A 24,511-nucleotide genomic window follows, 5' to 3' on the forward strand; every position below is an offset into this window, starting at 1 on the left:
ATGAGCAACGAGATCCTCATTCGCCGGGCGCAGCGCAGCCCCTTCAGCGAGGTCCGCGAAGCACGTCATCTGCGTGCGCTCCAGACCAGCGCGATCATCAGCGGCATCGCCGGTGTGACCGCCGCCGCGCTCGCCTTCGTCACGATCGGACTCGGCGCATGATCGTCCTGGACGGCGTGACGCAGGGCAACCGCCGCACGTGGTCGCGCCTCACCCGCCTGCACACCGCCACGGTCGGTCTGCCGCTGCAGACCTCGCGCGTCGAGGACGACGGGCTCCGCTCCGAGGACGCCTCCTCGCTCGTCTGAGGCCCCGTCCGAGCGGGCGCCGTCCCAGGGGGCGCCGTCCCAGAGGGCGCCTCAGCGGTCCGGTCAGCCCTTCTTCGCCCGGGACGGCTGGACGCGCGGCGGCTCGCCGGGCATCTTCGGGAAGTCCGGCGGGAACGGCAGCTCCCCCTCACCACGCTCCAGGTCGCGAGCCCACCACTCCAGTAGTGGATCGATGCTCCGCGACGCGGCGGACATCGTCTCCCACGGATCGCCGGTGGCAGCGAGCCGACCGGGGACGGTGCGGATCGTGAAGACGGTCGGGTCCGCGGTGTCGAGCTCCTCCCACGCGAGCGGGGTCGACACGGCAGCGTGCGGGAGCGCACGGGGGCTGTAGGCGCCGGCCATCGTCCGGTCGCGGTTCGCCTGGTTGAAGTCGACGAAGACGCGTTGCCCGCGCTCCTCCTTCCACCACGCGGTCGTCACCTGCTCGGGCATCCGCCGCTCGAGTTCCCGGGCTGCCGCGATCACGGCGTGCCGGACGTCGAGGAACTCGTACGCCGGCTCAATCGGCGCGAAGACGTGCAGGCCGCGGTTGCCGCTCGTCTTCACCCACGCCTCGAGCCCGACGTCGGCCAGGACCTTCCGCAGCTCGTGGGCCGCGGGCACCGCGTCGGAGAAGTCCGTGCCCGGTTGCGGGTCCAGGTCGATCCGGAGCTGGTCCGGGTGGTCGCTGTCCTCGGCACGGGATGCCCACGGGTGGAAGACGACGGTGTTCATCTGCGCCGCCCAGACCGCGACGGCCGGCTCGTCGACCACCAGCTGCGGGTGGCTCCGGGCGCTCGGGTAGGTGACCGTCACCGCGCGGACGTAGTCGGGCGCACCCTTCGGCGGGTTCTTCGAGAAGAACTGCTCGCCGTCGACACCGTCGGGGAAGCGCTGCAGCGAGATCGGTCGGTCGCCGTTCGCCCGGACGAAGGGCTCCCCCACGTCGACGAGGTACTGCGCCAGGTCGAGTTTCGTGATGCCGAGGTCCGGCCACAGCACGCGTGCCGGGCTGGAGATCCGGACCTCCCGGTCGCCCTCGGGTCCGGGTACGGTCAACGTCGTCGCCGGTGTCGCCATGCTGCGGAACCTACTCCCCCGCACCCGCGGAGTGCGTGCCGCGCGTCCGCACGGGCAGGATGGCACCGTGAACGCGTACCTCGGGGTCGACTTGGCGTGGGGCCTCGGGACCGAGCGTCGGGCGCCGAACGAGACCGGCCTCGCCGCCGTCGACGACGCGGGACGGGTGGTCGACGCCGGCTGGGCCCGCGGGGTCGACGCGGTCACCGCCTGGATCGCCGAGCGGCTCGGCCCCCGCACGCTCGTCGCCGTGGACGCCTCCCTCGTCGTCACGAACCCGACGGGCATGCGCCAGGTGGAACGGCAGGTCGGCCAGCGCTACGGCCCATGGAGGGTCGCCGCGAACCCGACGAGCCTCGCCTCGGCCGCGAGCGCGGGCGCCCGCCTGCTCGACCGGCTCACCGCGCTGGGCATCACCTACGTCAGCGACACCGCGAGCATGCACGACCGCAGCGGCCCGGCGGTCTTCGAGTGCTACCCGTACACGACCCTCGTCGGCGTCGAGGAGTTCGGCTACGACGACGAACGCCCCCGGTACAAGCGGCTCGACCCGTCGGTGCCCCCGGCGGTCGCCCGTCAGCGCCGCGCCGAGGCGTTCGACGAACTGGTCCGGCGCGTCCGCACGAGGCCGCTCGATCCGCCGCTCGACCTCGACGGCGATCCGCGTACCCGGGCGCTGGCGGAGCCGTCGGTGCTGCACGGACCGACGCACAAGCACCGGGAGGACCTGCTGGACGGCGTCCTCTGCGCCTGGACGGCGGCGTTCTGGGAGCGGCACGGCGACCGACGGGTGCAGGTGCTCGGAGGCGATGACTCCTTCCCGTCCGACCCGCGCGACACCGCCGGACGGCTGCCGGCCCTCGTCGCACCGGCGCGGGAGGCGCAGCGTCCCGCTCGCTAGGCTGGCCCGGTGAGCACGACGACCGAACCGCTGCGCATCGGGCTCGTCTCGCTGCACACCTCCCCCGGCGACGAACCCGGTTCCGGCGAGGTCGGCGGCATGAACGTCGTCGTCCGGCACCAGGCCGAGGCCCTGGCCGACCGCGGCCACCAGGTGGACATCATCACGCGACGCTCGTCGCCGACGCAGCCGGACTCGGTCGCGCTCGTCCCCGGCGTGTGCCTCCGGTTCCTCTCCGCCGGGCCCGCCCAGCCCGTGCCGAAGGGCGAACACGACGCCTTCATCGAACCGTTCCGACACGGGCTCGCCGCACTCGGACCGTTCGACGTGTTCCACTCGCACCACTGGTTCTCCGGTGCCGCAGCGCTCCCCGTCGCCCGTGACCGCGGCGTCCCGCACGTCCAGTCCTTCCACTCGATCGCCGCCGACGCGGAGACGCCGCTGTCCGAGGGCGAACGCCCCGAGTCCGCCGGCCGGATGGCCGGCGAGCAGCGCCTGGCCCGGGAGTCCGACGCCGTCGTCGTCGTGAGCGAGGCCGAGGCCGAGACCGTCCGCACGCGGCTCGGCGGTGATGCGTCGCGCGTGTGGATCGTCCCGCCGGGCGTGGACGGGTCGGTCTTCCGTCCGGCCGGCGTCGGTGCCCGCCGGGCGACCGTGCCGTACGTGGTCGCCGCTGCACGCGTGCAACCGCTCAAGGGCCTGGACCTGGCGATCGAGGCCCTCGCCGGCATCGACCGGGAGGCCCGTCCCACCCTCGTCATCGCCGGGGACGCGTCGAGCGAGGCCGGCGACCACGTGGCCGAACTGCGTCGGCTCGCCGAGTCGCTGGGCATCGCCGACCGGGTCACCTTCATCGGGCCGCAGTCGCGCGCCGACCTCGCCTTCCTGTTCCGTGGGGCGGCGGCCGTGCTCGTCCCGTCGCACTCGGAGACGTACGGGCTCGTGGCGCTCGAGGGATCGGCGTCCGGTGTCCCGGTCGTCGCGGCCGCTGCCGGGGGGCTGCGCGAAGCGGTGCTCGACGGCGAGACCGGGGTCGTGCTCGAGTCCCGCGACCCGGCGGTGTGGGCCGCGGAGATCCAGCGGGTGCTGACCGAGCCGGAGTACGCCGCCGCACTGTCCTCCGCGGGTCGTGAGCACGCCGAGCGGCTGAGCTGGGACCGATCGGCGGTCGGCCTGGAGCGCGTGTACCTGCGGGTGCTCGGGCGCTGAGGACGACGTGACGCCCGAGCCTGCACCGATCGACCTGGCCGCGTTCTGGACGGCGCTCGACGCGGTGCCGGCAGCGGCGGACGCCGAGCGGTTGTTCGACGGCGGCACCGGGGCTGCCGTGGGCGGGGGCGACCGCGTCGGCGCTGGTGCCGGTGCAGGCGGGGCTGGGGTGCTGCGTCGGGCGAACCTCGACCGCTACCTCCGGCGGTTCGGCCCGGCGGCCGACACGATCCTGGTCGCCGAGGCACCCGGGTGGCGCGGCATGACGAACACCGGCGTGCCCTTCACGAGCATGCGCGAACTGCAGGACCCGGACGGGCTCTTCGCCGACGTCCCGTTCGCGGTGCCCGAGGACCCGACCGCACCGTGGGAGGCGTCATCCCGCGTGGTGCACGCAGCCCTGCGCGGGTGGCACGGCCCCCTGCCGGTGCTCTGGGCGGTGTTCCCGCACCACCCGTTCGTCGCACCGGACCGGCTGACGAACCGCACACCGCGTCCGGCCGAGGTGCGGGACGGTGCTCCGGTCGCACTGGCCCTGGCCGAGGCCGTCGGGGCGCGACGCTTCGTGGCGGTCGGGCGGAAGGCGCAGGGTGCGCTGGCCGCCGCGGGCATCGACGCGATCGCGGTGCGGCACCCCGCCCAGGGCGGCGCGGCAGAGTTCACCGCGCAGCTCGCCGAGCTCCGCTGAGGGACTACGCCGAGCGCACGTCCACACCTTTGGCGGCGAGCGCCTCGGACACGTGCGCCGGCAGCGGAGCGGCGGCGTACACGATGCGCAGGGCCGGCAGGTCGATGACGTCGTCCCAGTTCTGCGGGTCGTAACGGTCGTCGGAGCCGTCCCACCCGGGGTGCACGTCCTGCAGGACCTCGAGGTCCGAGTCGACCGTCAGCTCGGTGACCAGGTCGAGCTGCGACGGCAGCAGGTCGAGGTCGTCGTAGTACGCACGCGCCCGGTCGTCCTGTCCCGGAACGTCGTCCTCGTCCACCACCGTCTCCTCGTCGTCGTCCCCGTCGTAGGGCTCGATGACGTCCAGGTCGTAGCAGAGCACGTCGAGCACGAGCAGCTTCGCGTTGAAGTCCGCGAACTCGATGGGTTCCTCGGTGGTCGTCGACTCCTCGTCCATGCAGGGAGCGTACCGAGGGGCGGCTGCACGTGCCCGACGCGCCGATTCGCCTGTGGGACTGGACAGGAAGCGGTCAGCAGGAACAGGGTGGGGCATGGCGACCACCACGAAGGCCGAACACGACGCGGGGCATCAGACCGAGCTCCGCCGTGTCATCGGTCCGAAACTCCTCCTGCTGTTCATCGTCGGCGACATCCTCGGCACCGGCGTGTACGCGCTCACCGGGCAGGTGGCCGCAGAGGTCGGCGGGGCCGCGTGGCTCCCGTTCCTCATCGCCTTCTCGGTGGCGTTGCTCACGGTGTTCTCGTACCTGGAACTCGTCACGAAGTACCCGCAGACCGCCGGTGCCGCGCTGTACGTGCACAAGGCGTTCGGCATCCACTTCGTGACGTTCATCGTCACCTTCATCGTGATGTGCTCCGGGATCACGTCGGCGTCGACGGCGTCCCGGGCCTTCGCGGCGAACCTCGGCGTCGGGTTCGGGCTCGAGCTGCCGAACGTCGTGGTGATGCTCATCGCGATGGCCTTCATGCTCGCCGTCATGGCGGTGAACTTCCGCGGTGTCAGCGAGTCTGTGAAGACGAACGTCGTGCTCACGCTCGTCGAGCTCTCGGGCCTCGTGCTCGTCATCCTCGTGGGCTTCTACGCCATCGCCGGCGGCAACGCGGACTTCTCGCGGGTCGTGATGTTCGAGACGCCGGAGGACAAGAGCCTGCTGCTCAGCGTCTCGACGGCGACCTCGCTGGCGTTCTTCGCGATGGTCGGGTTCGAGGACTCGGTGAACATGGCCGAGGAGACGAAGGACCCGTCGCGGATCTTCCCCCGCGTGATGCTGACCGGGCTCGGCATCACGGCCGTCATCTACGTCCTCGTGTCGATCTGCGCCGTGGCCGTCGTGCCGATCGGCGAGCTGGCCGGCAACGAGACGCCGCTGGTGACCGTCGTGCAGACCGCGGCCCCGGACTTCCCGATCGGGTCGATCCTGCCGTTCATCTCGATGTTCGCCGTCGCGAACACCGCGCTCATCAACATGATGATGGCGTCCCGGCTGCTGTACGGCATGAGCAAGCAGGGCGTGCTGCCGCGCTTCCTCGGCCGGGTCTCCCCCACCCGCCGGACCCCGTCGACCGCGATCGTCTTCACGACCGTCATCTCGCTGCTGCTCATCGGATGGGTCTCGCTCGACCCGGAGTCGCCGATCGTCGTGATCCTGGGCGGGACGACCTCGCTGCTGCTGCTCGCCGTCTTCGCGGTCGTGAACACCTCGGTGCTCGTGCTGCGGCGGGACCGGGTCGGACACAAGCACTTCCGGGCGGGGGTCGTCCTCCCGGTGATCGGTGTCGTGGCCTGCCTGTGGCTCGTGCTGCCGTTCTCGTCCGGTCGTGCTGCGGAGCAGTACCAGATCGCCGGCGCACTGCTCGCGCTCGGCGTCGTGCTCTGGCTGGTGACGTGGTTCACCCACGGGCGGAAGGTCGCGGACAAGGCGCCGACGGGGCTCGTGACCGAGCCGACCGCGGTGCAGCGCGACCCCCGCGACGACCACCACTGACCGAGCGGCGAGGCACGTCCCCGCTCGACGCCAGGGTGGCCCGTCGAGCGGGGACGCGCGCGGTACCGGGGTCAGCTCCGGCGGGCGGGGAGGCCGAGCGGCCCGGGGGTCCGCTCGATCGCCCGGACGGCGAGGGAGCGGACCCAGTCGAGGCGCTTGCCCGGCCAGCCGTGCACGAGGACCGTCCACTGCTCGGGCAGCGCCGACGCCCCGGCGAGCGCTCCGGCCAGTCCGCCGGTGATCGCGGCGACGGTGTCGGTGTCCCCGCCACCGCGGACGGCACGTTCGAGGGTGTCGACCACGCCGTCGCCGGAGGTGATCGCCGCCACCGCGGCCTGCAGCGACGCGACGACCCACCCGTTGCGCTCGGTGTGGTCCGCGGGCGTGGAGGCCTCGGCCTCGGCGATCCGGTCGAGCCACAGGCTCCGGCGTTCCCGCGGTAGCAGCGGCACGCCGCGACGGACGTCGAGGCGACCACGACGGATGGCGTGCCGGATCGCCACCGTCCAGAGCACGCAGGCGTCACCGGCGTCCTCCTCGTGGTGCGTCAGGTCGCTCACCCGACGGGCGGCGACGGCGAGGGGTCGCTTCGCCCCGTCGCCGAGGAACCCGAGCACGAGCGGGGTCGTCCGCATGAGCGACCCGTTGCCCGCCGACCGACCGCGCTGCTCGTGCACGGCGCGGGCTGCGGCCTTCCCGGCCTCCTCGGTGTTCGCGGTCATCCGGCCGAGGACGTCACGGGTCTGGGCGCCGACGTCGGGAGCGTCCTGCGCCCAGTCCGACCAGGCCGCGAGGAGTCGCCCGTGGGTCCTGGCCTCGTTCCAGCGCGCTCCGTTGGCGACCGCCTCGAGGACGGGGATCGCCATGCTCGTGTCGTCGGTCCACTCCCCCGGCTCCCAGCCGAACGGTCCACCACCGCGCATCTCGACGGGCTGGTCCGCGGCCAGCGGCGGGCCGAACTCGTAGGGGGCTCCGAGCGCGTCCCCGCACGCACTCGCCAGCACGGCGCCGAGCGCCCGGTCCTGCATCGCTGTGTCCATCGTTCCCTCCGCCGACCACGGTAGTGCCGCGAACCGGGGGCATGTCGGCACTCCCCACGTCCAGCGGGAGCGCTTAGCCTCTCTGTGGTGAGCGGCTCCCCGGCCGCTCGTCCCGCCCACCCCGACGGAGGAACGACCCCATGCGCCGTGCCGGCATCGCACTCGCGTCGGTCTTCGGCGTCGGTGTCGTCGCCGCCGTCATCGGGGTCATCGTCCTGGTCGTCGTCGCGGTGCACTCGCTGACCGGGATGGCGTCGTCCTCGGCGACGCCCCGGGCGCTCACCTGCCCGGCCGCACCGGCGAAGACCGTCGGCGGTGTCGTCGTGCCGGCGGGCCCGATCGGTGGCTTCTGCCAGGACCGCCTGGTGAACGCCGCCGAGGTCATCCGCGCCGCTCGCGCCCTCGGCATCGGACCGCACACGCAGGCCGTCGGTGTGATGACCGCGATCGGCGAGTCCGGGCTCGTGAACATCGACCACGGCGACGCTGCCGGACCGGACAGCCGCGGACTGTTCCAGCAGCGCGACAACGGCGCGTGGGGCACGTACGAGCAGCGGATGGACCCGTACACGGCGGCGTCGATGTTCTACGCGAAGCTCGTCAAGGTGCCCGGGTGGAAGACCATGACGCCGACGCAGATGGCGCACGCGGTGCAGGTGAACGCCGACCCCGACCACTACGCCAAGTACTGGCCGACCGCGAAGCGCGTGGTCGAGGGCCTGACCGGCGAGACCGTGCCGGACGTCGCACCCCAGGGCTAGGTCAGGCGGCCGAGTCGACGGGTTCGTCGTCGTCGAGCTCGATCATCGACGCTCCGTCCTCGTGCACGACGACCTGCCCGCGCAGCCGGACGCCGTGCTCGTCGAGGGTGCAGGCCATCGCGTCGACCCACGCCCAGTCGACGGGGAACAGCCCGCTCGCTCCCGGTCGTTCCCACGCGAGGACCACCTGTGCGGCGCCGACCTGCGCGACCACGTCCTCGACGAGTGCGCCGAAGTCCGGCACCCGGTCGTCGGGTTCGTAGGGCAGGTCGGCGACCGGCATCACCAGGTGCACGGGGAGGCCCCGTTCGCCCAGGAACAGCACCCAGCACTGTCGCCGGACGGGCGCGTCGAGGAGGGCGACGACGAGGTCCACCACGTCGGCGTCGGTTCGGACTGCGGTTCGCTCGAGTCGGTCGAGCACGTCGGTGTCTGGCATGCCCTCAGCGTCGCCGTCCGACCCGCCGACGGGCCCCTCCGATGGCCGATCTGTGGACGACCACGACGTCCGGCGGCCCTGTGCAGGAGAGCCGGTTCAGATGCCGATCGTCACCGTGCCGCCCACGACGAGCCGCGCCACGAGGAACACCACCACGACCAGCCCGAGGCCGAGCAGCGCGACCGGCCACGCCGTCCGGCGTCGGACGAGCCGGAGCACGCAGACGACGGCCGCCACCAGGAACACCAGCGCGACGAGCACCGGCCCGAGCGTCACGACCGTCCCACCGAGCCCCTCGTCGCAGCGGTTGCCCGGTGCGTCGCACGAATCGAACCCGATCGCGAGCAGCATGATCCCCCACCCGGCGGTCAGCGCGGCGAGCGCCCCGACCACCAGCAGGACGACGGAGGCGACCACGTCCGCGACGCGACGACCGCGGCGTCCACCGGACCGGGCCTCCCGGCCGTCCTGGACCGCGCCGTCCAGGACCGCGCCGTCCTGGGCTTCGCCGTCGTGCCGGGCCCCGCCGTCCGGGTGTCCCGACGTCATCGGCGGCGGCGCGTGCGGACCGACCGCAGGGCGGCCGCGAGCACGAGGACGGGGCGCAGGAGCACGCGGGCGGAGGAACGCATGGGTCCATCGTGCCTCGTCGACGGGACGCCCGTTGCCGCTACGGTCGGGGCATGGCCCGTGCGCGCGACCACGAACCCCCTGCCGCTCCCGCCACCGCAGCCGTGCTGCTCTCCGGGTTCGCCTTCCTGCAGGGGCTGATCCTGCCGGCGGAGGACGTGGGACGGCACCTCGCGATCGGGTTCCTGTTCGGCGGACTCGGTCTGCTGTCGGCGTGGCGGGCGATCCGGATCGGTCGTCGCCGACGCGCGGCTCGGCGGTGGGCATGGGCCGCAGCCGTCCTCGGGATGCTCGGCGTGGGGATGCTCGCCTACCAGGGACTCGTCATCCTCACCGGCGGCGCGCTGCCGCCGCCGTTCTGGTGGCCGTACGCGCAGCGCTGACGGGAGGCCCGGCCGGCGTCGCGAGGGCCGCCCGCCCGGCGTCCACCAGGAGCGTGCCGATCCGCCGCGGCGGGTGCAGGATGGCGGCATGGCACCGACGCCGCGATCCTCCACCCTGTTCCGCCGGAAGCCGATCGACACGATCGACGACGACGCCGGAGCCGAGGGCGGCCTGAAACGCCACCTCGGTCTGTGGCAGCTCACCGCGATCGGCATCGGCGGGATCATCGGCGCGGGCATCTTCACGCTGGCGGGGACGGTCGCGAACGGCGTCGCCGGACCCGCCGTCCTCATCAGCTTCCTGGTCGCCGGGGTCGCCAGCGCTGCGGCCGCGTTGTCGTACGCCGAGTTCGCCGGCCTCATCCCGAAGGCCGGCAGCGCCTACACGTACGGCTACGCGGTGCTCGGCGAGATCGTCGGGTGGTTCATCGGCTGGGACCTGCTGCTCGAGTACACCGCGATCGTGGCGGTGGTCGCGATCGGCATCTCCGGCTACGTGGGCTTCCTGGTCGGCCAGTTCGGCATCGACCTGCCGGCGTGGATGCTCGGCGCCCCGGGCACCGGGGACGGACACGTCGTCGACGTCTTCGCGATCCTGCTCTGCCTGCTCACCGCGTTCGTCCTGACCCGCGGCATCCGGAGCGCCGCCCGGTTCGAGTTCGTCGCGGTCGGCATCAAGGTCGCCCTCGTCGTCCTCATCGTGGTGCTCGGTGTCTTCCACATCGACAGCGCGAACTACTCGCCGTACTTCCCGTTCGGCTTCGGCGGCGTCATGACCGGTGCGGCGACCGTGTTCTTCGCCGTGTTCGGCTACGACGCGATGTCCACCGCGGCCGAGGAGTCCACCGACGCCCGGAAGCACATGCCGAAGGCGATCCTGCTCTCCCTCGGGATCTCGATGGTCCTGTACGTCCTGGCGACCCTCGTCCTGACCGGGATGCAGGACTACAAGGACATCGACCCCGCGTCCGGCTTCTCGTCAGCGTTCGCGTCGGTTGGCCTCGGCGGGATCGCGAACGTCATCGCGATCGGCGCGATCGTCGGCATCGTCACGGTCCTCGTCACCTTCATGCTCGGTGCCTCGCGCGTCTGGTTCTCGATGAGCCGCGACGGCCTCATGCCGAAGTGGTTCGCCAAGACGGACCCGAAGCGGCACGTCCCGACCCGGGTGACCTGGATCCTCGGCATCGCGTCGGCGGTCCTGGCGGGCGTGCTGCCCATCGGCGTGGTTGCCGAGCTGACGAACATCGGCATCCTGCTCGCGTTCGTGGTCGTCTGCACCGCGGTCATCGTGCTCCGCTACCGGCAGCCGGACCTCGACCGGCAGTTCCGCCTGCCGTTCATGCCCGTCGTCCCGGCGATCGGCGTCCTGGCGTCGCTGTGGCTCGTCTCGTTCCTGCAGTGGGAGACGTGGGTGCGGTTCGGGATCTGGTTCGCGATCGGGCTCGGCGTGTACTTCGGCTACTCGCGGAAGCACAGCGAGCTGGCGAAGCAGCGCTGACGTCAGTCGCGCCGGTGCTTCCCGAGCGAGGCCGTCGGCGCCGCCATCGGGTGGTTGCGGAACCACCGGAGCAGCTCGCGCGCCTTGCTCACGTCCGCGCTGGTGTCGCCGGTGAGGAAGTCGCTGAAGCCCTCGGGCGGTTCGACCTCCGTGTCCCGGCTGAAGGCCATCGACCACTCGGGGAACCGGCGGGTGTGGATGGTCTCCTCCACCAGCAGCCGGACCTCGTCGTGACGCGGGTCACCGACGATCCGGCCGTACGTCGAGAGCACTGCGTCGTGCGGCCCCTCGAGGAGCTGCATGAACCGACCTTCGCGGTGGACGAGGAGGCCGGTCAACCCGTCCTGGGTGTTCCGGACACGCGAGCGCTCCAGGACGGCGTCGAGTGCGGGACCGTCGAAGTGCTCGGTGGCCGAGCTCATGTAAACGAGTGACTGCAGCATGATGATTCATCTTCTCGTTTCCGGCGGCTCCGTGAGGTCCCCAGAACGGGGCAGAGCGTCGGGGCAGAGCGTCGGCGGGGCCTGGCACGATGTCCCTGTGCCAGCTGCTCCGATGATCGACGCCGTCGACGTCATCCGCTTCGTGGGGCCGCAGACGTTCGGGCGGGCCCGCGACGTCGTCCGCGCCGGTCTCGTCGAGGACGCCACGTGGCACGACGAGGACGGTTCGATCACCGCGACCGTCAGTGGCAGCGCGGACGACCCCTACGACGTGCAGGTCGACACGACGATCGCCCGCGGCGAGTTCGTCCGCCCCGTCCGCAGCCACTGCACGTGCCCGCTCGGCGGCGAGTGCAAGCACGTCGCCGCCGCGCTCCTCACCGTCAACGCCCGGGCCCTCGCCGCGCAGGCCGGCCCGCGGACGCAGGTGCCCAGCGCGCCGACCCCGGACTGGAGGCGCGACCTCGCCCGCCTCGCCGGTGACGACGACGACCCGGCCGGGTCCGGCACCGTTCGCGCGGCAGGTGGGATGGGCCTCCAGTTCGAACTCCGCGACGCGGTCCCGGCCCGGCTGGCAGGCCGCGCCCGTGCGGCCGGCCGCGCCCTGCCGGTCGCCTCGCGGGCGGTGCGGCTCGGCGTCCGTCCGGTGAGCCGGAGCGCGGCGGGCAACTGGGTGCGCGGACAACTGACCTGGGGTGCACTGCCCTACTCGATGAACCGCCTCGGCCTCGTGCCGGAGCAGCACGCCTGGTTCATGCAGTTCGCGGCGCTGCACCGTGCCGGACAGCTCGCCGGTCTGCCCGGGGAGAGCGACTGGATCCACCTCGACGACTTCCGCAGTCCGCTCCTCTGGCCGTTGCTGCGGCAGGCCGGGTCCCTCGGCATCGCGTTCGTGACCGGCAAGCGCGAGGGCGGGGTCGAGCTCGGCGCGGACGGCCGCGTGCTGCTCGACGCAGTCCGCACCGCCGACAGGCTCGTGATCGGCGCGAGCGCCGTGATCGACGGGCGACCGGTCGCCGAGGGTGCCGCTCGTGTCGTCGGCGACCACGGCGTGTACGCCTTCCGGGAATCGCCGGAGTTCAACGTCGCCCTCGCGCCGACACCGTCGCCCGTCCCCGAGGACCAGCGGCGGATGCTCGTCGAGGCCGCCCGGATCACCGTGCCCGCGGACGAGGTCGACGAGTTCCTGGCGGACTGGTCACCGCGCCTCCGCGGCTCGCTCGGGCTCGTCAGCTCGGACGGCTCCCTCGAGCTGCCCGAACGGACCCCGCCGGAGCTCGTGCTCACGGTGACGTTCGAGCCGGCGCGGGCTCCCCGGACGGACGACCGTGCCCACCTGCAGTGGCGGTGGAGCGTCGACGGGCGGAAGGACCCGGTGTCGCTGCACGGACCGCTGCCCGACCTCGACAGCGTGCTCGCCGCCGACGACGCTCCGGCCACGGCGGCTGCTGCCGACGAGTCGGACCCGGCCACGTCGGGGACGTCCGACGACACGGCGCAGCGGTCCGGGCCTCCCGTCCCGGACGCCGACCACGCCGAGCAGACCGTTGCACCCGAGCACCCGTCGGGGCCCGGTGGCGCACTCGGCTGGTTCGAGGACGGGACGATCGACGGCGCCGACGTCGCCGTGCTCGCCAACGAGCTGCTGCCCGCGCTGCCGGCCCACGGCGTCCGCGTCGTCGTGCAGGGCGAGCGGGTCGACTACGAGCGGTTGAGCGGCCGACCGCACATCCGCGTCACGACGATGCCGTCGGACAAGCACGACTGGTTCGACCTCGGGATCATCGTCAGCGTCAACGGCAAGGAGATCCCGTTCACGCCGCTGCTCCGGGCGCTCGCGAAACGGGACCGGCGGCTCAAGCTGGTCGACAACTCGTACCTGTCGCTCGCGGATCCGGCCTTCGACCGGCTCAAGGAGGTCATCGAGGAGGCCCGCGAGCTCGAGGAGTGGGAGCCCGACCAGCCGCTCACCGTCACGCCGTACCGGGCCGCGCTGTGGGCGGAGTTCGACCAGCTCGCCGACGAGACCGAGCACGACGAGCGGTGGCAGGAGATCGCCGGGCGCCTGCTCGACGCGACCGCGCCCGCCGACCTCGCGGTCCCGGAGACCGTCCACGCCGAGCTCCGGCCCTACCAGCGTGACGGGTACGCGTGGTTGTCGTTCCTCGTCGAGCACGGGGTCGGCGGGGTGCTCGCCGACGACATGGGCCTCGGCAAGACGTTGCAGGCACTCGCGATGATCGCCGGGCGTCGGGCAGCCGCACCGGAGGCTCCCCCGTTCCTCGTCGTCGCGCCCACGTCCGTCGTCGGCAACTGGGCCGACGAGGCGGCGAAGTTCGTGCCGTCGCTGCGGGTGACGACGATCGCCTCCACCTCGCTGAAGGACCCCGCCCGGGTCGCACGCGCGGCCGCCGCGTCGGACGTCATCGTGACCTCGTACGCCCTGCTGCGGCTCGACGCGGCCGCGTACCTCGACCTGCACTGGTCGGCGCTGCTGCTCGACGAGGCGCAGTTCGTGAAGAACCCGCAGTCGCAGACGCACCGGGTCGCCGCCGAGCTCCGCGCTCCGGTCAAGATCGCCGTGACGGGGACGCCGCTCGAGAACGGGCTGTCCGACCTCTGGGCCCTGTTCTCGATCGTCGCGCCCGGGCTGCTGTCGTCGTGGACGCGGTTCGGTGAGGACTACGTGAAGCCCCTCGCCTCACCCGAGCTCCGCGGTGCCGCCCGGAGGGAGCTCACCGGCCGGCTCCGACGACGGATCCGCCCGCTCATGCTCCGCCGGACGAAGGAGAGCGTCGCCGCGGACCTGCCCGAGAAGGTCGAACAGGTCGTCCGCGTCACTCTCGACCCTGCGCACCGCGACCTGTACGAGACGACGCTGAACCGGGAGCGGCTCAAGGTGCTCGACCTGGTCGACGACCTCGACCGCAACCGCATGATCGTCTTCCGGTCCCTCACCCTGCTCCGGATGCTCGCGCTCTCCCCCGCGCTCGTGTCCGACGACCACGACGACGTGCCGAGCGCCAAGCTGGACCTGCTGCTCGACGAACTCGAACAGCTCGCAGCGGAAGGGAGGCGCGCGCTCGTCTTCAGCCAGTTCACCTCGTTCCTCAAGATCGTCGCGACCGCCCTCGACGACCGCGGAGTCGCGTACGAGTACCTCGACGGATCCACCCGGCGCCGCGGAGCCGTCATCGACCGCTTCCGGGACGGCACCGCCCCGGCGTTCCTCATCTCGCTCAAGGCCGGCGGCTTCGGGCTCACCCTGACCGAGGCGGACACCGTGTTCGTGCTCGACCCGTGGTGGAACCCGGCCGCCGAGAACCAGGCCGTCGACCGGACGCACCGGATCGGACAGACCCGGTCGGTCACCGTCGCACGGCTCATCGCGGAGGACACCATCGAGGAGAAGGTGCTCGCGCTCGCGCAGCGGAAGGCGCAGCTGTTCGCGACGATGATCGACGACGACGCGCTGTTCGCCGAGGGGTTGAGCGCGGAGGACATCCGGTCGCTGTTGGCGTGACAGGCGACCGGGCCGCAGCGACATGCGAAGTACCGATTCCTTGGCCCCGGCCGGACCTGCTCGCTACCGTCTCGCCATGCTCCTCGCCAGCCCTGCTCCGCACACCGCCACCCGCTACTCGACCGCAGCTCCGGATGCCCGTACACCTCGGGGTGACGACGGGAGCGCCACCGGCGCCCGCCTCCGGCACACCGGCCCGGGGCGATCCGAACTCCACCTCGCCAACGGAGCCGTCGTCACGCTCCTCGGGCCGTCCGGCGCCTTCACGGGCGAGTTCGCTCCCGACCATCTGGAGCGCGTGCGGACCACGGGCGGATGCTGACGCTCGACGCCAACGTCATCATCGCCGTCACCGACGCGGAGGACGCAGCGCACGCGCGAGCGCTGGACGTCGTCGAGTCGTACGAGTGGGAGGGCTTCGCCACGACCACGCTGACACTCGCCGAGGTGCTGGTGCGCCCTGTTCGTGACGACCGGTTCGATGTGCGCCGTGATCAGGTCGAGGCGCTGGGCGTGGAACTCCTCGGTGTCGACGGTGCTGTCGTGCGGCGGATCGCCGAGCTGTGCTCGACCCATCGCCTGAGCATGCCGGACGCTGCGGTGCTCGCGGTCGCGATGGCTTCGACGGACGCGCTGGTGACCTTCGACAGACGCCTGGTACGGACAACGCGCGAACTCGGGTTCCCCGTGATCGACGGCCCGGATGACGTCACGGCGAACCCGTACGTCTGCTGCAGCGAGACGGATCCCCACAGAGAACCGGCCTGGCGGGAGCGATTCCCACCAGGCCGGTGACGGTGCAGCGGTCCGTCAGTTGCCGAGGCCGTCGATCCGCGCGATCTCGTCCGCGCTCAGCTCGAGCGTCGCCCCGGCAGCGTTCGACCGGATGCGGTCCGGGTTCGACGACTTCGGGATGACGACGAACTGGTGCGCGACGTGCCACGCGACGATGACCTGCGCGGCGTCGGCGTCGTGCGCCTGGGCGATCTCGACCAGCGTCGGGTCCTGCAGGTTGCTCGCCTTGAAGGGGCTGTAGCCCTCGAGGACGACACCCCGGTCGCGCAAGCCGTCGGCCACGGCCCGGTCGAACTCCACCGGGCTCCAGCGGATCTGGTTCACGGCCGGGGTCGCGCCAGTCGCGTCGATGAGCTCGTCGATCTGGTCGAGCGAGTAGTTGCTCACGCCGATCGCCTTCGTCAGGCCTGCCTGCTGCGCCTCGACGAGCTGCTGCCAGACGTCCGGACGGGCCTCGCCGTTCGGCGGCCAGTGCACGAGCCACAGGTCGAGGTGGTCGAGACCGAGCTGGTCGAGGCTCTCCTCGATCGTCTCCCGCACGCGGTCGGCGTTGTCCGGCGGGAGCTTCGTGGTGATGAACAGGTCCTCGCGGGCGAGGCCGGACTCGGCGATCGCCTTCCCGACACCGCGCTGGTTGCGGTACCCGGTCGCGGTGTCGATGTGGCGGTAGCCGGCCTGGAGCGCTGCGGCGACCGCGGCGGGAGCGTCGGGCTCCTCGATCTGCCAGGTGCCGAAGCCGAGGAGCGGCATCGACCCTCCGGTGACGGGTACGGACGGTTGTGCGTAGTCGGTCATGCTCCCTTGCTACGCCCGCGGTCGACGACCGGACCCAGGTGTGCGGAGCGGCGAGCCGGGAGGTGTCGGGGGCTTCCGCCAGGATCGACGAGTCCGCCGAGCACCACCAGGAGCACCACTGCACATGACGTCCCGCCGACGCCGCACCCGCACCACCGTCCAGACCTCGATCATCACCCTCGCCGTCGCCCTCGGCGTCTGGGCGCTCCTCTCGTCGGGAGTCCTCGCCAGCGGCACCGACGCCACCACCGGCGAGCCGACGAGCACCGGCACCGGCACCGGCACCGGAACAGAACCGACCATCGCGACGACGACGCGACCCACGACCGGATCGACCACCTCGGCACCGTCGGCCGATCCGGCGGAAGCGAGCCGACCCTCCAGTCCGGCCAGCGGTGACGCGGGGAGCACCGAGGCCGCCGCTGCCGCCCGTGCGACCCTTGCCACGCTCGCGGTGAAGGGGAAGGCACCCGCGACGGGCTACGACCGCGAGGCGGACTTCGGCACCGCGTGGCTCGACGTCGACCACAACGGCTGCGACACCCGGAACGACGTCCTGGCCCGCGACCTGACCGACATCGTCCGGCAGGGGCCGTGCAAGGTCATGTCCGGGAAGCTCGTCTCCCCGTACACCGGCGGCGAGGTCGCGTTCGTGCGGGGCAACACGACCTCGACCCTCGTGCAGATCGACCACGTCGTCGCGCTCGAGAACGCGTGGCGGACCGGGGCACAGCGGCTCACGCAGGACGAACGCGAGGCGCTGGCGAACGACCCGGAGAACCTGTTCGCCGTCGACGGGCATTCGAACGCGCAGAAGCGCTCGTCCGACGCCGCGACGTGGCTGCCCGCGGCGAAGGGGTTCCGCTGCGCGTACGTCGAGCACCAGATCGCGGTGAAGGCGGAGTACCGGCTCTGGGTCGTGCCGGCCGAGCGTGACGCGATGGAGCGGGTGCTCGCGAGCTGCTGAGGGGCCTCGTCGCACCGCTCCCGGTCAGACAACACCTGTAGCGTAAGTCGTGTCCGGCGGCCGCCCGTCGGACCGGACTCGCCGCCCGGTGCCGCGACCCAGCGCACCGCTTCCGGACCCCGAGCCCTTCATCGTCGAAGACCGCAGGAGGCCCTCATGACCAGCACCAGCACCACGCGTTTCACCGATCGCGTCGTCCTCATCACCGGCGGTGGCTCCGGCCTCGGCCGCGCGACCGCCGTCCGTCTCGCCGCAGAGGGTGCGAAGCTCGCGCTCGTCGACGTCTCCGAGCAGGGCCTCGAGGCGACGAAGGCCGCCGTCCTCGAAGCCGCACCCGACGCCGAGGTCCTCACCACCATCGCCGACGTCGCTGACGAGGCGCAGGTCGACGCGTACGTCGCCGCCACCCGCGAGCGCTTCGGCCGCATCGACGGCTTCTTCAACAACGCCGGCATCGAGGGCAAGCAGAACCCCACCGAGTCGTTCACCGCCGCCGAGTTCGACAAGGTCGTGTCGATCAACCTGCGCGGGGTGTTCCTCGGCCTCGAGAAGGTCCTCGCCGTGATGCGCGAGCAGGGCTCCGGCATGGTCGTCAACACCGCCAGCGTCGGTGGCATCCGCGGCGTCGGCAACCAGTCCGGCTACGCGGCCGCCAAGCACGGCGTCGTCGGCCTCACCCGGAACTCCGCCGTCGAGTACGGCCAGTACGGCATCCGCATCAACGCCATCGCCCCGGGCGCGATCTGGACGCCGATGGTGGAGAACTCGATGAAGCAGATCGACCCGGAGAACCCGCGCAAGGCCGCCGAGGAGTTCATCCAGGTCAACCCGACCAAGCGCTACGGCGAGGCGCCCGAGATCGCCGCGGTCGTCGCATTCCTGCTCTCCGATGACGCGTCGTACATCAACGCCGCAGTCGTCCCGATCGACGGCGGGCAGTCCGCCAAGTACTGACCCACGCGGGCCGGGTCACCGGGGCGCGCCTTCCTGACGGGAGGCGCGCCCCGCCCGTTCCGCCCCTCGTGCATGGCAGCATGGCCGGTGACACGACGGTGGAGGGAACGCGATGAGCGCCAACGGAACGACCGGATCCAGTTTCGGCCCGGGTGCTGAGGACGCGGTACCGAACGACGCCGGGGAGCTGCGACGGCGCATGAGCGAGTCCGCCGCGGGCTTCCTCGGCAGCGCCGCGTGGGTGCCGTGGAAGACCGACGGCGAGGACGCCGACGGCAGCGTCGCGCACGTCGTCATCCGCGAGCGCCAGTTCGTCCCGGTCTTCACCGACCCGTCGGACCTGCGGACGAGCCTCCCGGGCCTGGAAGCACGTGCGATGCCGATGGCCGAACTCGTCACCGCGCTGCCGGAGGAGTTCGGGATCGTCGTCGACCCGACCAGCGCGCAGGCGGCGAACTTCCTGCAGGCCGACGTGATTGCCGGACTGCGCGAAGGGATGCGCGGCGGCGGTCAGCTCCCGGAGTCCGACCCCGTCTGATGCCCGCGTCGCTCACGCTGCCGGAGGCGTTCGCGCTCCTGCTCGTCGCGCCGGACGGGCGGAGGATCCCCCCGGGACAGATGCTCGACGCCGGGCTCGCCGGCGCAGCGCTCGGCGACCTCGCTCTCCGAGGCACGGTCTCCCTCGAGCACAACCGGGTGATCGTCGCCAAGGCCCCGGCCCCGGGTGATCCCGCCCTCGACGGGTTCCTGACCTCGCTCGAGACAGCGCCGGCTCCGCGCCGACCCACCAGCTGGGTCTCCCGGCTCGGGAACCGCGGATTCCGGGACGCCGTCCTGAACGGGCTCGTCGCTCGCGGCGTCCTCAGTCGGGAGGAGAAACGGTTCCTCGCCGTGTTCCCGTCCGTGCGGTGGCCGGAGCGCGACGCTGGTCCCGCGGAGGCCCTGCGCGCCGAGGTCTCGGCCGTTCTGCGCGGTCAGACCGAGCCGACGCCCTTCACGACCGCGCTCATCGGCCTGCTGCAGGCGACCCGGACGCTGCGGCCCTTGTTCGGGACGCAGGACCGGGCACTGCTGCGCCGGATCACCGAGGGCGACTGGGTCGCGGCGGCGGTCCGGACCAACGTGCAGCGGGCGCAGTCGGCAGGCGGTGGGGCCGACGGGGCCGACGGCGGCGATGGCGGCGGCGGGGACGGCGGAGGAGGCGGCGGAGGCGACTGACCGGCGCGATGGCCCGGTCGTCCTGCGTCCTTCCGTGTGGCAGCATGCGGACATGGTTGAGCAACTCACCCTCCCGCAGGCGCTCGCGCTGCTGCTCGTCCGCCCGGACGGCAAGGTCGGCCTGACCGAGCAGGGCATCACCGTCGGGCTCGGTGGTGCGGTCATCGGCGAGCTCGCGCTCCGCGGGCTCCTGACGTACGAGCACCCGAACGTCATCGCCCGGAAGGCACCACTGACCGGCGATCCGCTGCTCGACGGCCCCTTCACCGAGATCGTGGCCGCACCGAAGTCGCGACGGGCCGGGTTCTGGGTGGGTCGCTTCGGCAAGAACCCACTCCGCATCGCCGTCCTCGACGGGCTGGTCGACCGGGGCATCCTCGACCGAGAAGAGCGTCGGGTCCTGGGCATCTTCCGGTCGACGGTCTACCCGGAGCGGGACGGCGGCCCGGAGAAAGCCCTCCGTGCGGGGATCGCAGACGTCCTGGAAGGGAGATTGCTTCCGACGCCGTTCACCGCCGCCCTCATCGGCCTGCTCGACGCCACCGGCACGCTCCGCAAGCAGTTCGGCAAGGTCGACCGGGTCACCGTCCGGCGCATCACCGAGGGCGACTGGGTCGCGCCGGCGGTCAAGTCGGTCCTGGCGGCGCAGGCCGCGACGACGGGCGGTGCAGGAGCGGTGTGATGCGCCGCCCGCCCGGTGAGCCTCGACGGGCCACCGCTCGGGCTGTCAGCCCCGCGGTGCCACCAGCTCGATGAACCGCGACAGCAGTGCCAGCCCCGGGATCGACGGCGGCAGCGCCGTCGTCAATGCCGGCGAGTGCACGAGGTACGCCGCCCACTTCGCCCGCGACAGCGCCACGTTGAGCCGGTTCGGCATGAGCAGGAAGTCGAGCCCGCGCGGGATGTCCGCCGCCGAGGACGCGGCCAGCGAGGTGATCGAGACCACGGCCTCCCGGCCCTGGAACAGGTCGACGGTCCCCACCTGCGTGCCGCCGAAGCCCGCCCGGTCGAGCGCGTCCCGGATGACCGCACCTTGCGCGTTGTAGGGCGCGACGACGATCACGTCCTCGTCGGTGAGCGTCCGCATGCCGTGCTCGTCCGTCCAGGTGCGGCCGACGACGTCCGCCACCAGGGCGACGACCTGCGCTGCCTCTTCCGGCGACGAGGTCGTGTTCCCCGCGTGCACGACGGGCACCGGGTGCACGCCCGGGTCGATGCCTTCGAGGTGCCGCCCGGACACCATCGACGCGAGCTGCCCGTCGTAGGACAGCCCCGACACCGCCGCGGTCAGCGCCGGCTCCATCCGCCGGGTCTTCGCGAGGAAGTACCCGAACTCCGGCGGCAACACGTGCTCGCCGTCCGCCAGCCACCCGAGCGCGGACTCGTCGACCGGCTCGGGGTGCGACCCCTGCGACACCTGGGGGAGCTGTTGCGGGTCCCCGAGCAACAGCAGACGGGAGGCGGCGATCGCGGAGGCGATGGTCGGCGCGAGGGAGAACTGCCCGGCCTCGTCGACGACGAGCAGGTCCAGGGAACGCCGGCCGATGGTCGCGTCGTTCGCGAAGGTCCACGCCGTCCCGCCGACGACTCCCCCGGTACCCGTGTCGGCGCAGGACTGCAGGAACGCGGCGATGGCGGCACCGTTCTTCACCGGGGTCCACCGTGCGGCCTCGATCTCCTCGGCGTCGGCACCGCTCTTCGGCTGCTTCACGACCCGCTCCGCCGGCACGCCAGCGGCGATGACCGCGTCGAGGAAGTTCTCGCTGGTCGCATGGGATTGCCCGACGACACCGACCCGCCAACCGTGCTCGCGCACGAGCGTCGCGACGACGTTCGACCCGACGTACGTCTTGCCGGTGCCAGGAGGCCCTTGGATCGCCAGGTACGACCGGTCCAGTCCGAGCAGGGTCGCCACCACGGCACCCACTGTGTCGTCGCCGACGACCGGCTCGAGGGTCCCGCGCGGCGGCACCCTCCGGAGCAGGTCGAGCGCCGGGTCGGGCAGCATCTCGGGCAGGGCGTCGAGCACCGCGGCGCCCCACTCGGCGATGGCCTCGGGCTGCGGCTTCGCCCGGGGCGGTGACGACGGCGCGAGCGCGACCGGGAAGTCCGCGTGCGGTTCTCCCCCGCCGACCGGCATGCGTTCGAGGAGCAACACCTCGGTGGCGTCGCCGTTGTCCCAGACCTCCAGGATCGAGGCGCGGTCCGTCGCGCCCTTCGAGCCGGGACCCGGGGCGGTGATGGACGCCGGGAGTGGGTCGTCGTAGACGAGGTGGGGTGAGCCTCCCGGCCGGAGCCGCGAGCCGGGCGCGAGCGTCCCCGACAACCGGATCTCCCGTGACAGCGAGCGGGCGCGTGGCAGCGTCGCCCAGTCCCGCTCGACGGACGCGCGCTCCACCACCAGGACGTCCCGGGTGTCGGCCCACTCGTCGACCGGGTTGCGGAGCCGGTCGAAGTGGTCCTGCCAGAACGTCTTCGCCTCGCGGCGGTGGTAGTCGATCGCGGCTGCGGCGAGCGCCAGCGCGGTCTGGTCGGGCGTGCGGTCGAGGGCGTCGACGTCGCCGATGTACTCGGTCAGCGCGACGGTCACCGGGTTCGGCTCGCGCTCGACCGGGATGGGCGGCAGGCCCTCGAGCTCGGTCGTGGTGGTGGCGTCCGGTGCGTGTTCGGCGCGCAAGTCCAGCAGCCAGTCGCGGAGGCGCAGCGTCGACCGGCAGTCGTAGGCGTTGTAGTCGGCGACCTGGTCGAGCTGCCGCTGCCCCTCGGCGGGGTCGCCGGTGCGGAGCTCCTCGATCGCGTCGACGTAGGCGGTGATGCTGTCGGCCGCGTTCGTCACCTCGCTCAGTCGGAGGTCGTCGCCCATGTACAGCGGCTCGAGCTTCTTGATCGAGTAGCTGCGGCTCCCCACGACCAGGGCCTTCCGCACGATCGGGTACAGGTCCACCAGGACGCCGGCGCGCAGCAGATCGTCCACCGCGTCCTCGCCCACCCCGTGTCGGGCGGCGAGGGACAGCAGGTGCGTCCGCTCGTACGAGGCGTAGTGGTAGATGTGCATGTCCGGGTACCGCTCTCGGCGGTCGGCGATGAACGCGAGGAAGTCCAGCAGCGCCTGGCGCTCGTCGCGGATCGTGTGCGCCCAGAACGCGCGGAACTCGGCCTGGTCATCGACGAGGCCGAACAGGTAGTCGAGGCCCCAGTGCACGCCGTCCTCGGTGTGGAGGGGGTCGCCCTCGAAGTCGAAGAAGACGTCGCCGGGATCGGGTGCCGGGATCGCGTCGAGTGCCCGTGCGTCCAGGACGTCGAAGGCCGGCCCGCGGGTCGGGCTGGCAGCGTCGCTGCTGTCGGCCGCGCGCTCCGTCTCGATCTGGAGGCTCGCCTGCCGCACCAGACGGTCGAGCGTCGTCTTCGACATGGTCGCCACCGGCGCGGTCCGGACCGCCAGGTCGTCGATCGACCGGACGCCCTGCCGGATCAGCTTCGTCCGCTGGTCGAGGCGCATGCCGGCGACGAGGACCAGGTCGCGGTGTCGCTGCACCTCCTGTTGGCAGGCGGAGCACCGGCCGCAGCTGGAGTAGCGCGGGTCGCCCCACTGCAGGGCGTCCTGTGGGTGGAGTCGCTCGTCGATCACCCGGATCAACTCCGCCCGCTGCGTGCGGTACACGGGCACGATGTCGGCCAGGTCGTGCGTGGTCGTCGTGCGGTCGCCGAGGACCAGGTGCACCTGCTGCCCGGTCGGGATGTCGTTCGCCCGCATCTGCTCGGCGTAGGCAGCAAGCTGCAGCAGGGCGCTGATCTTGGCGTGTCGGGCGAGCTTGGTGTCGTAGACCTCGTACTCACCGCGGTCGTTGCGGATGATGAAGTCCGCGAAGCCGATGAAGCCCGTGCCGTCTGCGGACGCGGGGACGTGGAACGTCGGTTGGAAGAGGACGTCGGCGCCGTCCCGCATCGCGGTTCGCGCTCGTTCGGCGGCTTCGGCGTACTGCGGTGGTGCCGGGCGGTCGAACTCCACCACGTCGTGGGTCTGCTTGAGGATCTCGAGGTGGTCGAGCTCGTGCTGGTCCCCCAGGCGGGCCGTCCGGTCGAGCATGTCGTCGTGCTCGTCGGGCAGGGGTTCGCCGCGGCCGAGCTTGGCGTCGAGGCGGCGGAGGAACGCCCACTCGCAGGTCGCCCACGTGGTGAGGTCGCTCGGGCTGAGCAGGGCTCGGCCGTCCTCGGTGATCTGCACTGCGCTCCCGTTGTCCGTGTCGATGGTGCCCTCGAACTCTAGGGGCGGCCACCGACCCGGTCAGTGAGAGCGGGCCGAGGCCGGACGAAGCAGCCCGGTCACCATGACGGCGACCGGGCGCACGCGCTCAGTACGTCTGTCGGAGCGAGTTCACCGAGAGCCGCAGCGCAGGGGCGTACGACGTGCCATTGAGCTTCGAGATCGTCCAGTGGTAGCGATCGGACCGGGTCATCACACCCCAGTCGCTCTTGCCGCACCGGTTGGTCTTCGAGCCCTTGCTCTGATCCGGCAGCAGACCGCGCTCGTCGTAGAGCGTCACGGTCGCTGAGGCGAACCCCGTCGCGTTCCCGGAGATACGGCAGCTGCTGAACGTCGTGGTCGTCCGCACAGCGTCCTTGTGCGAGTCCTGCCAGCTGCGCGAGCTCTTGCCGATCGCCGAATTGGTGAGGCGCGACGACCAGGCCCCTTCCGCGAAGGCAGGTGTCGCGGCGAAGACGGTCCCGGCCAGGGTCGTGGCGGCCACCAGCGCCAGCGCGCGGCGGTTCATCGTGCTCTTCATTCGTGTTCCTTGCTTCAGTGGCGGCTCAGCCGGAGCCGTCGTGGTCCGGGATCGGCTGACCCCAGTGGTCGCGATGCTAGTGTTCGCTGACATTTCAATGCAAG

Annotated in this window: 26 protein-coding genes; 17 read left to right on the forward strand and 9 right to left on the reverse strand. The window is 72.1% G+C overall.

Annotated elements, in window-relative coordinates:
• Window positions 1-162, forward strand: coding sequence for a hypothetical protein (locus tag DEJ32_RS16350; protein ID WP_181419599.1), 162 nt, complete (start codon window positions 1-3; stop codon window positions 160-162).
• Window positions 159-308 (forward strand): hypothetical protein, encoded by a 150-nt coding sequence (locus DEJ32_RS16355; RefSeq protein WP_181419600.1) that lies wholly within the window; start codon window positions 159-161, stop codon window positions 306-308. The genes DEJ32_RS16350 and DEJ32_RS16355 overlap by 4 nt, the downstream gene beginning before the upstream one ends.
• 63 nt (window positions 309-371) lie before the next feature.
• On the opposite strand, the gene ligD is transcribed toward DEJ32_RS16355, so the two are convergent.
• Window positions 372-1,391 (reverse strand): non-homologous end-joining DNA ligase, encoded by a 1,020-nt coding sequence (gene ligD / locus DEJ32_RS14190; RefSeq protein WP_110901741.1) that lies wholly within the window; start codon window positions 1,389-1,391, stop codon window positions 372-374.
• A 67-nt stretch (window positions 1,392-1,458) separates the two neighbouring features.
• Between ligD and DEJ32_RS14195 the strand changes: the two genes are divergently transcribed.
• The 3 genes from DEJ32_RS14195 to DEJ32_RS14205 are packed head-to-tail and all read left to right on the forward strand — an operon-like array spanning window position 1,459 to window position 4,189.
• Entirely contained in the window at window positions 1,459-2,292 is an 834-nt protein-coding gene (locus tag DEJ32_RS14195) for a DUF429 domain-containing protein (protein WP_181420692.1), read from the forward strand.
• A 9-nt stretch (window positions 2,293-2,301) separates the two neighbouring features.
• Complete coding sequence (locus DEJ32_RS14200) at window positions 2,302-3,501, forward strand: glycosyltransferase (RefSeq protein WP_110901742.1); 1,200 nt, start codon at window positions 2,302-2,304, stop codon at window positions 3,499-3,501.
• A 7-nt stretch (window positions 3,502-3,508) separates the two neighbouring features.
• The gene (locus DEJ32_RS14205; protein WP_181420693.1) at window positions 3,509-4,189 is read left to right on the forward strand and encodes a uracil-DNA glycosylase; all 681 of its coding nucleotides are present in this window, start codon (window positions 3,509-3,511) and stop codon (window positions 4,187-4,189) included.
• A 4-nt stretch (window positions 4,190-4,193) separates the two neighbouring features.
• Here DEJ32_RS14205 and DEJ32_RS14210 read toward each other — a convergent pair whose 3' ends face one another.
• A complete protein-coding gene (locus tag DEJ32_RS14210) occupies window positions 4,194-4,625 on the reverse strand; it encodes a DUF6892 domain-containing protein (RefSeq protein ID WP_110901743.1) in 432 nt (143 codons plus the stop codon).
• Window positions 4,626-4,719: 94 nt separating this feature from the next.
• On the opposite strand from DEJ32_RS14210, the gene DEJ32_RS14215 reads away from it, so the two are divergent.
• Window positions 4,720-6,174 (forward strand): APC family permease, encoded by a 1,455-nt coding sequence (locus DEJ32_RS14215; RefSeq protein ID WP_110826082.1) that lies wholly within the window; start codon window positions 4,720-4,722, stop codon window positions 6,172-6,174.
• 71 nt (window positions 6,175-6,245) lie between these two features.
• Here DEJ32_RS14215 and DEJ32_RS14220 read toward each other — a convergent pair whose 3' ends face one another.
• Window positions 6,246-7,214: an ADP-ribosylglycohydrolase family protein gene (locus DEJ32_RS14220; RefSeq protein WP_110901744.1), complete on the reverse strand. Its 969-nt coding sequence runs from the start codon at window positions 7,212-7,214 to the stop codon at window positions 6,246-6,248.
• A gap of 140 nt (window positions 7,215-7,354) precedes the next feature.
• Between DEJ32_RS14220 and DEJ32_RS14225 the strand changes: the two genes are divergently transcribed.
• A complete protein-coding gene (locus DEJ32_RS14225; RefSeq protein ID WP_110901745.1) occupies window positions 7,355-7,975 on the forward strand; it encodes a hypothetical protein in 621 nt (206 codons plus the stop codon).
• Window position 7,976: 1 nt separating this feature from the next.
• Here the strand turns inward: DEJ32_RS14225 and DEJ32_RS14230 are convergent, their stop codons facing one another.
• Entirely contained in the window at window positions 7,977-8,414 is a 438-nt protein-coding gene (locus tag DEJ32_RS14230; protein WP_110891448.1) for a hypothetical protein, read from the reverse strand.
• A 96-nt stretch (window positions 8,415-8,510) separates the two neighbouring features.
• Window positions 8,511-9,146: a DUF6264 family protein gene (locus DEJ32_RS16410; protein WP_258369082.1), complete on the reverse strand. Its 636-nt coding sequence runs from the start codon at window positions 9,144-9,146 to the stop codon at window positions 8,511-8,513.
• On the opposite strand from DEJ32_RS16410, the gene DEJ32_RS16550 reads away from it, so the two are divergent.
• Together DEJ32_RS16550 and DEJ32_RS14245 are read left to right on the forward strand one after the other, a co-directional pair.
• Window positions 9,098-9,427: a hypothetical protein gene (locus tag DEJ32_RS16550; RefSeq protein WP_110826087.1), complete on the forward strand. Its 330-nt coding sequence runs from the start codon at window positions 9,098-9,100 to the stop codon at window positions 9,425-9,427. The two genes, DEJ32_RS16410 and DEJ32_RS16550, sit on opposite strands and share 49 nt — an antisense overlap.
• 88 nt (window positions 9,428-9,515) lie before the next feature.
• Window positions 9,516-10,928 carry an amino acid permease gene (locus tag DEJ32_RS14245; RefSeq protein WP_110901747.1) on the forward strand — a complete coding sequence of 471 codons (1,413 nt, stop codon included), beginning with the start codon at window positions 9,516-9,518 and terminating at the stop codon, window positions 10,926-10,928.
• Window positions 10,929-10,930: 2 nt separating this feature from the next.
• Here DEJ32_RS14245 and DEJ32_RS14250 read toward each other — a convergent pair whose 3' ends face one another.
• Entirely contained in the window at window positions 10,931-11,371 is a 441-nt protein-coding gene (locus tag DEJ32_RS14250) for a BLUF domain-containing protein (RefSeq protein WP_110901748.1), read from the reverse strand.
• 97 nt (window positions 11,372-11,468) lie between these two features.
• On the opposite strand from DEJ32_RS14250, the gene DEJ32_RS14255 reads away from it, so the two are divergent.
• From DEJ32_RS14255 to DEJ32_RS14265, 3 genes are all read left to right on the forward strand, one after another.
• Complete coding sequence (locus DEJ32_RS14255; protein ID WP_181420694.1) at window positions 11,469-14,894, forward strand: DEAD/DEAH box helicase; 3,426 nt, start codon at window positions 11,469-11,471, stop codon at window positions 14,892-14,894.
• Window positions 14,895-14,970: 76 nt separating this feature from the next.
• Window positions 14,971-15,216 carry a hypothetical protein gene (locus DEJ32_RS14260; RefSeq protein WP_110901750.1) on the forward strand — a complete coding sequence of 82 codons (246 nt, stop codon included), beginning with the start codon at window positions 14,971-14,973 and terminating at the stop codon, window positions 15,214-15,216.
• A complete protein-coding gene (locus tag DEJ32_RS14265) occupies window positions 15,210-15,689 on the forward strand; it encodes a PIN domain-containing protein (protein ID WP_110891454.1) in 480 nt (159 codons plus the stop codon). Before DEJ32_RS14260 ends, DEJ32_RS14265 begins: the two co-directional genes overlap by 7 nt.
• 15 nt (window positions 15,690-15,704) lie before the next feature.
• Here DEJ32_RS14265 and DEJ32_RS14270 read toward each other — a convergent pair whose 3' ends face one another.
• Window positions 15,705-16,484 (reverse strand): aldo/keto reductase, encoded by a 780-nt coding sequence (locus DEJ32_RS14270; protein ID WP_110891455.1) that lies wholly within the window; start codon window positions 16,482-16,484, stop codon window positions 15,705-15,707.
• 124 nt (window positions 16,485-16,608) lie between these two features.
• Here DEJ32_RS14270 and DEJ32_RS14275 point away from each other — a divergent pair, with 124 nt between their 5' ends.
• The 5 genes from DEJ32_RS14275 to DEJ32_RS14295 all read left to right on the forward strand — a co-directional run bounded on the left by DEJ32_RS14275 (window position 16,609) and on the right by DEJ32_RS14295 (window position 20,305).
• The gene (locus DEJ32_RS14275) at window positions 16,609-17,451 is read left to right on the forward strand and encodes an HNH endonuclease family protein (RefSeq protein WP_110901751.1); all 843 of its coding nucleotides are present in this window, start codon (window positions 16,609-16,611) and stop codon (window positions 17,449-17,451) included.
• A gap of 156 nt (window positions 17,452-17,607) precedes the next feature.
• Window positions 17,608-18,405 (forward strand): SDR family oxidoreductase, encoded by a 798-nt coding sequence (locus DEJ32_RS14280; protein ID WP_110901752.1) that lies wholly within the window; start codon window positions 17,608-17,610, stop codon window positions 18,403-18,405.
• A 112-nt stretch (window positions 18,406-18,517) separates the two neighbouring features.
• Window positions 18,518-18,943, forward strand: a complete 426-nt coding sequence (locus tag DEJ32_RS14285) for an SseB family protein (RefSeq protein WP_110901753.1) — start codon at window positions 18,518-18,520, stop codon at window positions 18,941-18,943.
• A complete protein-coding gene (locus DEJ32_RS14290) occupies window positions 18,943-19,623 on the forward strand; it encodes a GPP34 family phosphoprotein (RefSeq protein WP_110901754.1) in 681 nt (226 codons plus the stop codon). The genes DEJ32_RS14285 and DEJ32_RS14290 overlap by 1 nt, the downstream gene beginning before the upstream one ends.
• A gap of 52 nt (window positions 19,624-19,675) precedes the next feature.
• Window positions 19,676-20,305, forward strand: coding sequence for a GPP34 family phosphoprotein (locus tag DEJ32_RS14295; protein ID WP_181420695.1), 630 nt, complete (start codon window positions 19,676-19,678; stop codon window positions 20,303-20,305).
• 45 nt (window positions 20,306-20,350) lie between these two features.
• On the opposite strand, the gene DEJ32_RS14300 is transcribed toward DEJ32_RS14295, so the two are convergent.
• Window positions 20,351-23,848, reverse strand: a complete 3,498-nt coding sequence (locus tag DEJ32_RS14300; RefSeq protein ID WP_181420696.1) for a bifunctional RecB family nuclease/DEAD/DEAH box helicase — start codon at window positions 23,846-23,848, stop codon at window positions 20,351-20,353.
• 127 nt (window positions 23,849-23,975) lie between these two features.
• Window positions 23,976-24,407 (reverse strand): hypothetical protein, encoded by a 432-nt coding sequence (locus DEJ32_RS14305; RefSeq protein ID WP_110901756.1) that lies wholly within the window; start codon window positions 24,405-24,407, stop codon window positions 23,976-23,978.
• Window positions 24,408-24,511 lie beyond the last annotated feature (104 nt).

It is taken from the genome of Curtobacterium sp. MCPF17_046 (assembly GCF_003224295.1).
Classification (GTDB): domain Bacteria; phylum Actinomycetota; class Actinomycetes; order Actinomycetales; family Microbacteriaceae; genus Curtobacterium.

Bases quoted from the DNA above. Each gene is read 5' to 3' on its own strand.
- DEJ32_RS14260 (WP_110901750.1), top strand. From the start codon at position 14,971: ATGCTCCTCGCCAGCCCTGCTCCGCACACCGCCACCCGCTACTCGACC.
- DEJ32_RS14265 (WP_110891454.1), top strand. From the start codon at position 15,210: ATGCTGACGCTCGACGCCAACGTCATCATCGCCGTCACCGACGCGGAG.
- DEJ32_RS14215 (WP_110826082.1), top strand. From the start codon at position 4,720: ATGGCGACCACCACGAAGGCCGAACACGACGCGGGGCATCAGACCGAG.
- DEJ32_RS14245 (WP_110901747.1), top strand. From the start codon at position 9,516: ATGGCACCGACGCCGCGATCCTCCACCCTGTTCCGCCGGAAGCCGATC.
- DEJ32_RS14220 (WP_110901744.1), bottom strand. From the start codon at position 7,214: ATGGACACAGCGATGCAGGACCGGGCGCTCGGCGCCGTGCTGGCGAGT.
- DEJ32_RS16355 (WP_181419600.1), top strand. From the start codon at position 159: ATGATCGTCCTGGACGGCGTGACGCAGGGCAACCGCCGCACGTGGTCG.
- DEJ32_RS14295 (WP_181420695.1), top strand. From the start codon at position 19,676: ATGGTTGAGCAACTCACCCTCCCGCAGGCGCTCGCGCTGCTGCTCGTC.
- DEJ32_RS16350 (WP_181419599.1), top strand. From the start codon at position 1: ATGAGCAACGAGATCCTCATTCGCCGGGCGCAGCGCAGCCCCTTCAGC.
- DEJ32_RS14290 (WP_110901754.1), top strand. From the start codon at position 18,943: ATGCCCGCGTCGCTCACGCTGCCGGAGGCGTTCGCGCTCCTGCTCGTC.
- DEJ32_RS14225 (WP_110901745.1), top strand. From the start codon at position 7,355: ATGCGCCGTGCCGGCATCGCACTCGCGTCGGTCTTCGGCGTCGGTGTC.
- DEJ32_RS16550 (WP_110826087.1), top strand. From the start codon at position 9,098: ATGGCCCGTGCGCGCGACCACGAACCCCCTGCCGCTCCCGCCACCGCA.
- DEJ32_RS14280 (WP_110901752.1), top strand. From the start codon at position 17,608: ATGACCAGCACCAGCACCACGCGTTTCACCGATCGCGTCGTCCTCATC.
- DEJ32_RS14270 (WP_110891455.1), bottom strand. From the start codon at position 16,484: ATGACCGACTACGCACAACCGTCCGTACCCGTCACCGGAGGGTCGATG.
- DEJ32_RS14275 (WP_110901751.1), top strand. From the start codon at position 16,609: ATGACGTCCCGCCGACGCCGCACCCGCACCACCGTCCAGACCTCGATC.
- DEJ32_RS14285 (WP_110901753.1), top strand. From the start codon at position 18,518: ATGAGCGCCAACGGAACGACCGGATCCAGTTTCGGCCCGGGTGCTGAG.
- ligD (WP_110901741.1), bottom strand. From the start codon at position 1,391: ATGGCGACACCGGCGACGACGTTGACCGTACCCGGACCCGAGGGCGAC.
- DEJ32_RS14230 (WP_110891448.1), bottom strand. From the start codon at position 8,414: ATGCCAGACACCGACGTGCTCGACCGACTCGAGCGAACCGCAGTCCGA.
- DEJ32_RS14250 (WP_110901748.1), bottom strand. From the start codon at position 11,371: ATGCTGCAGTCACTCGTTTACATGAGCTCGGCCACCGAGCACTTCGAC.
- DEJ32_RS14305 (WP_110901756.1), bottom strand. From the start codon at position 24,407: ATGAAGAGCACGATGAACCGCCGCGCGCTGGCGCTGGTGGCCGCCACG.
- DEJ32_RS14210 (WP_110901743.1), bottom strand. From the start codon at position 4,625: ATGGACGAGGAGTCGACGACCACCGAGGAACCCATCGAGTTCGCGGAC.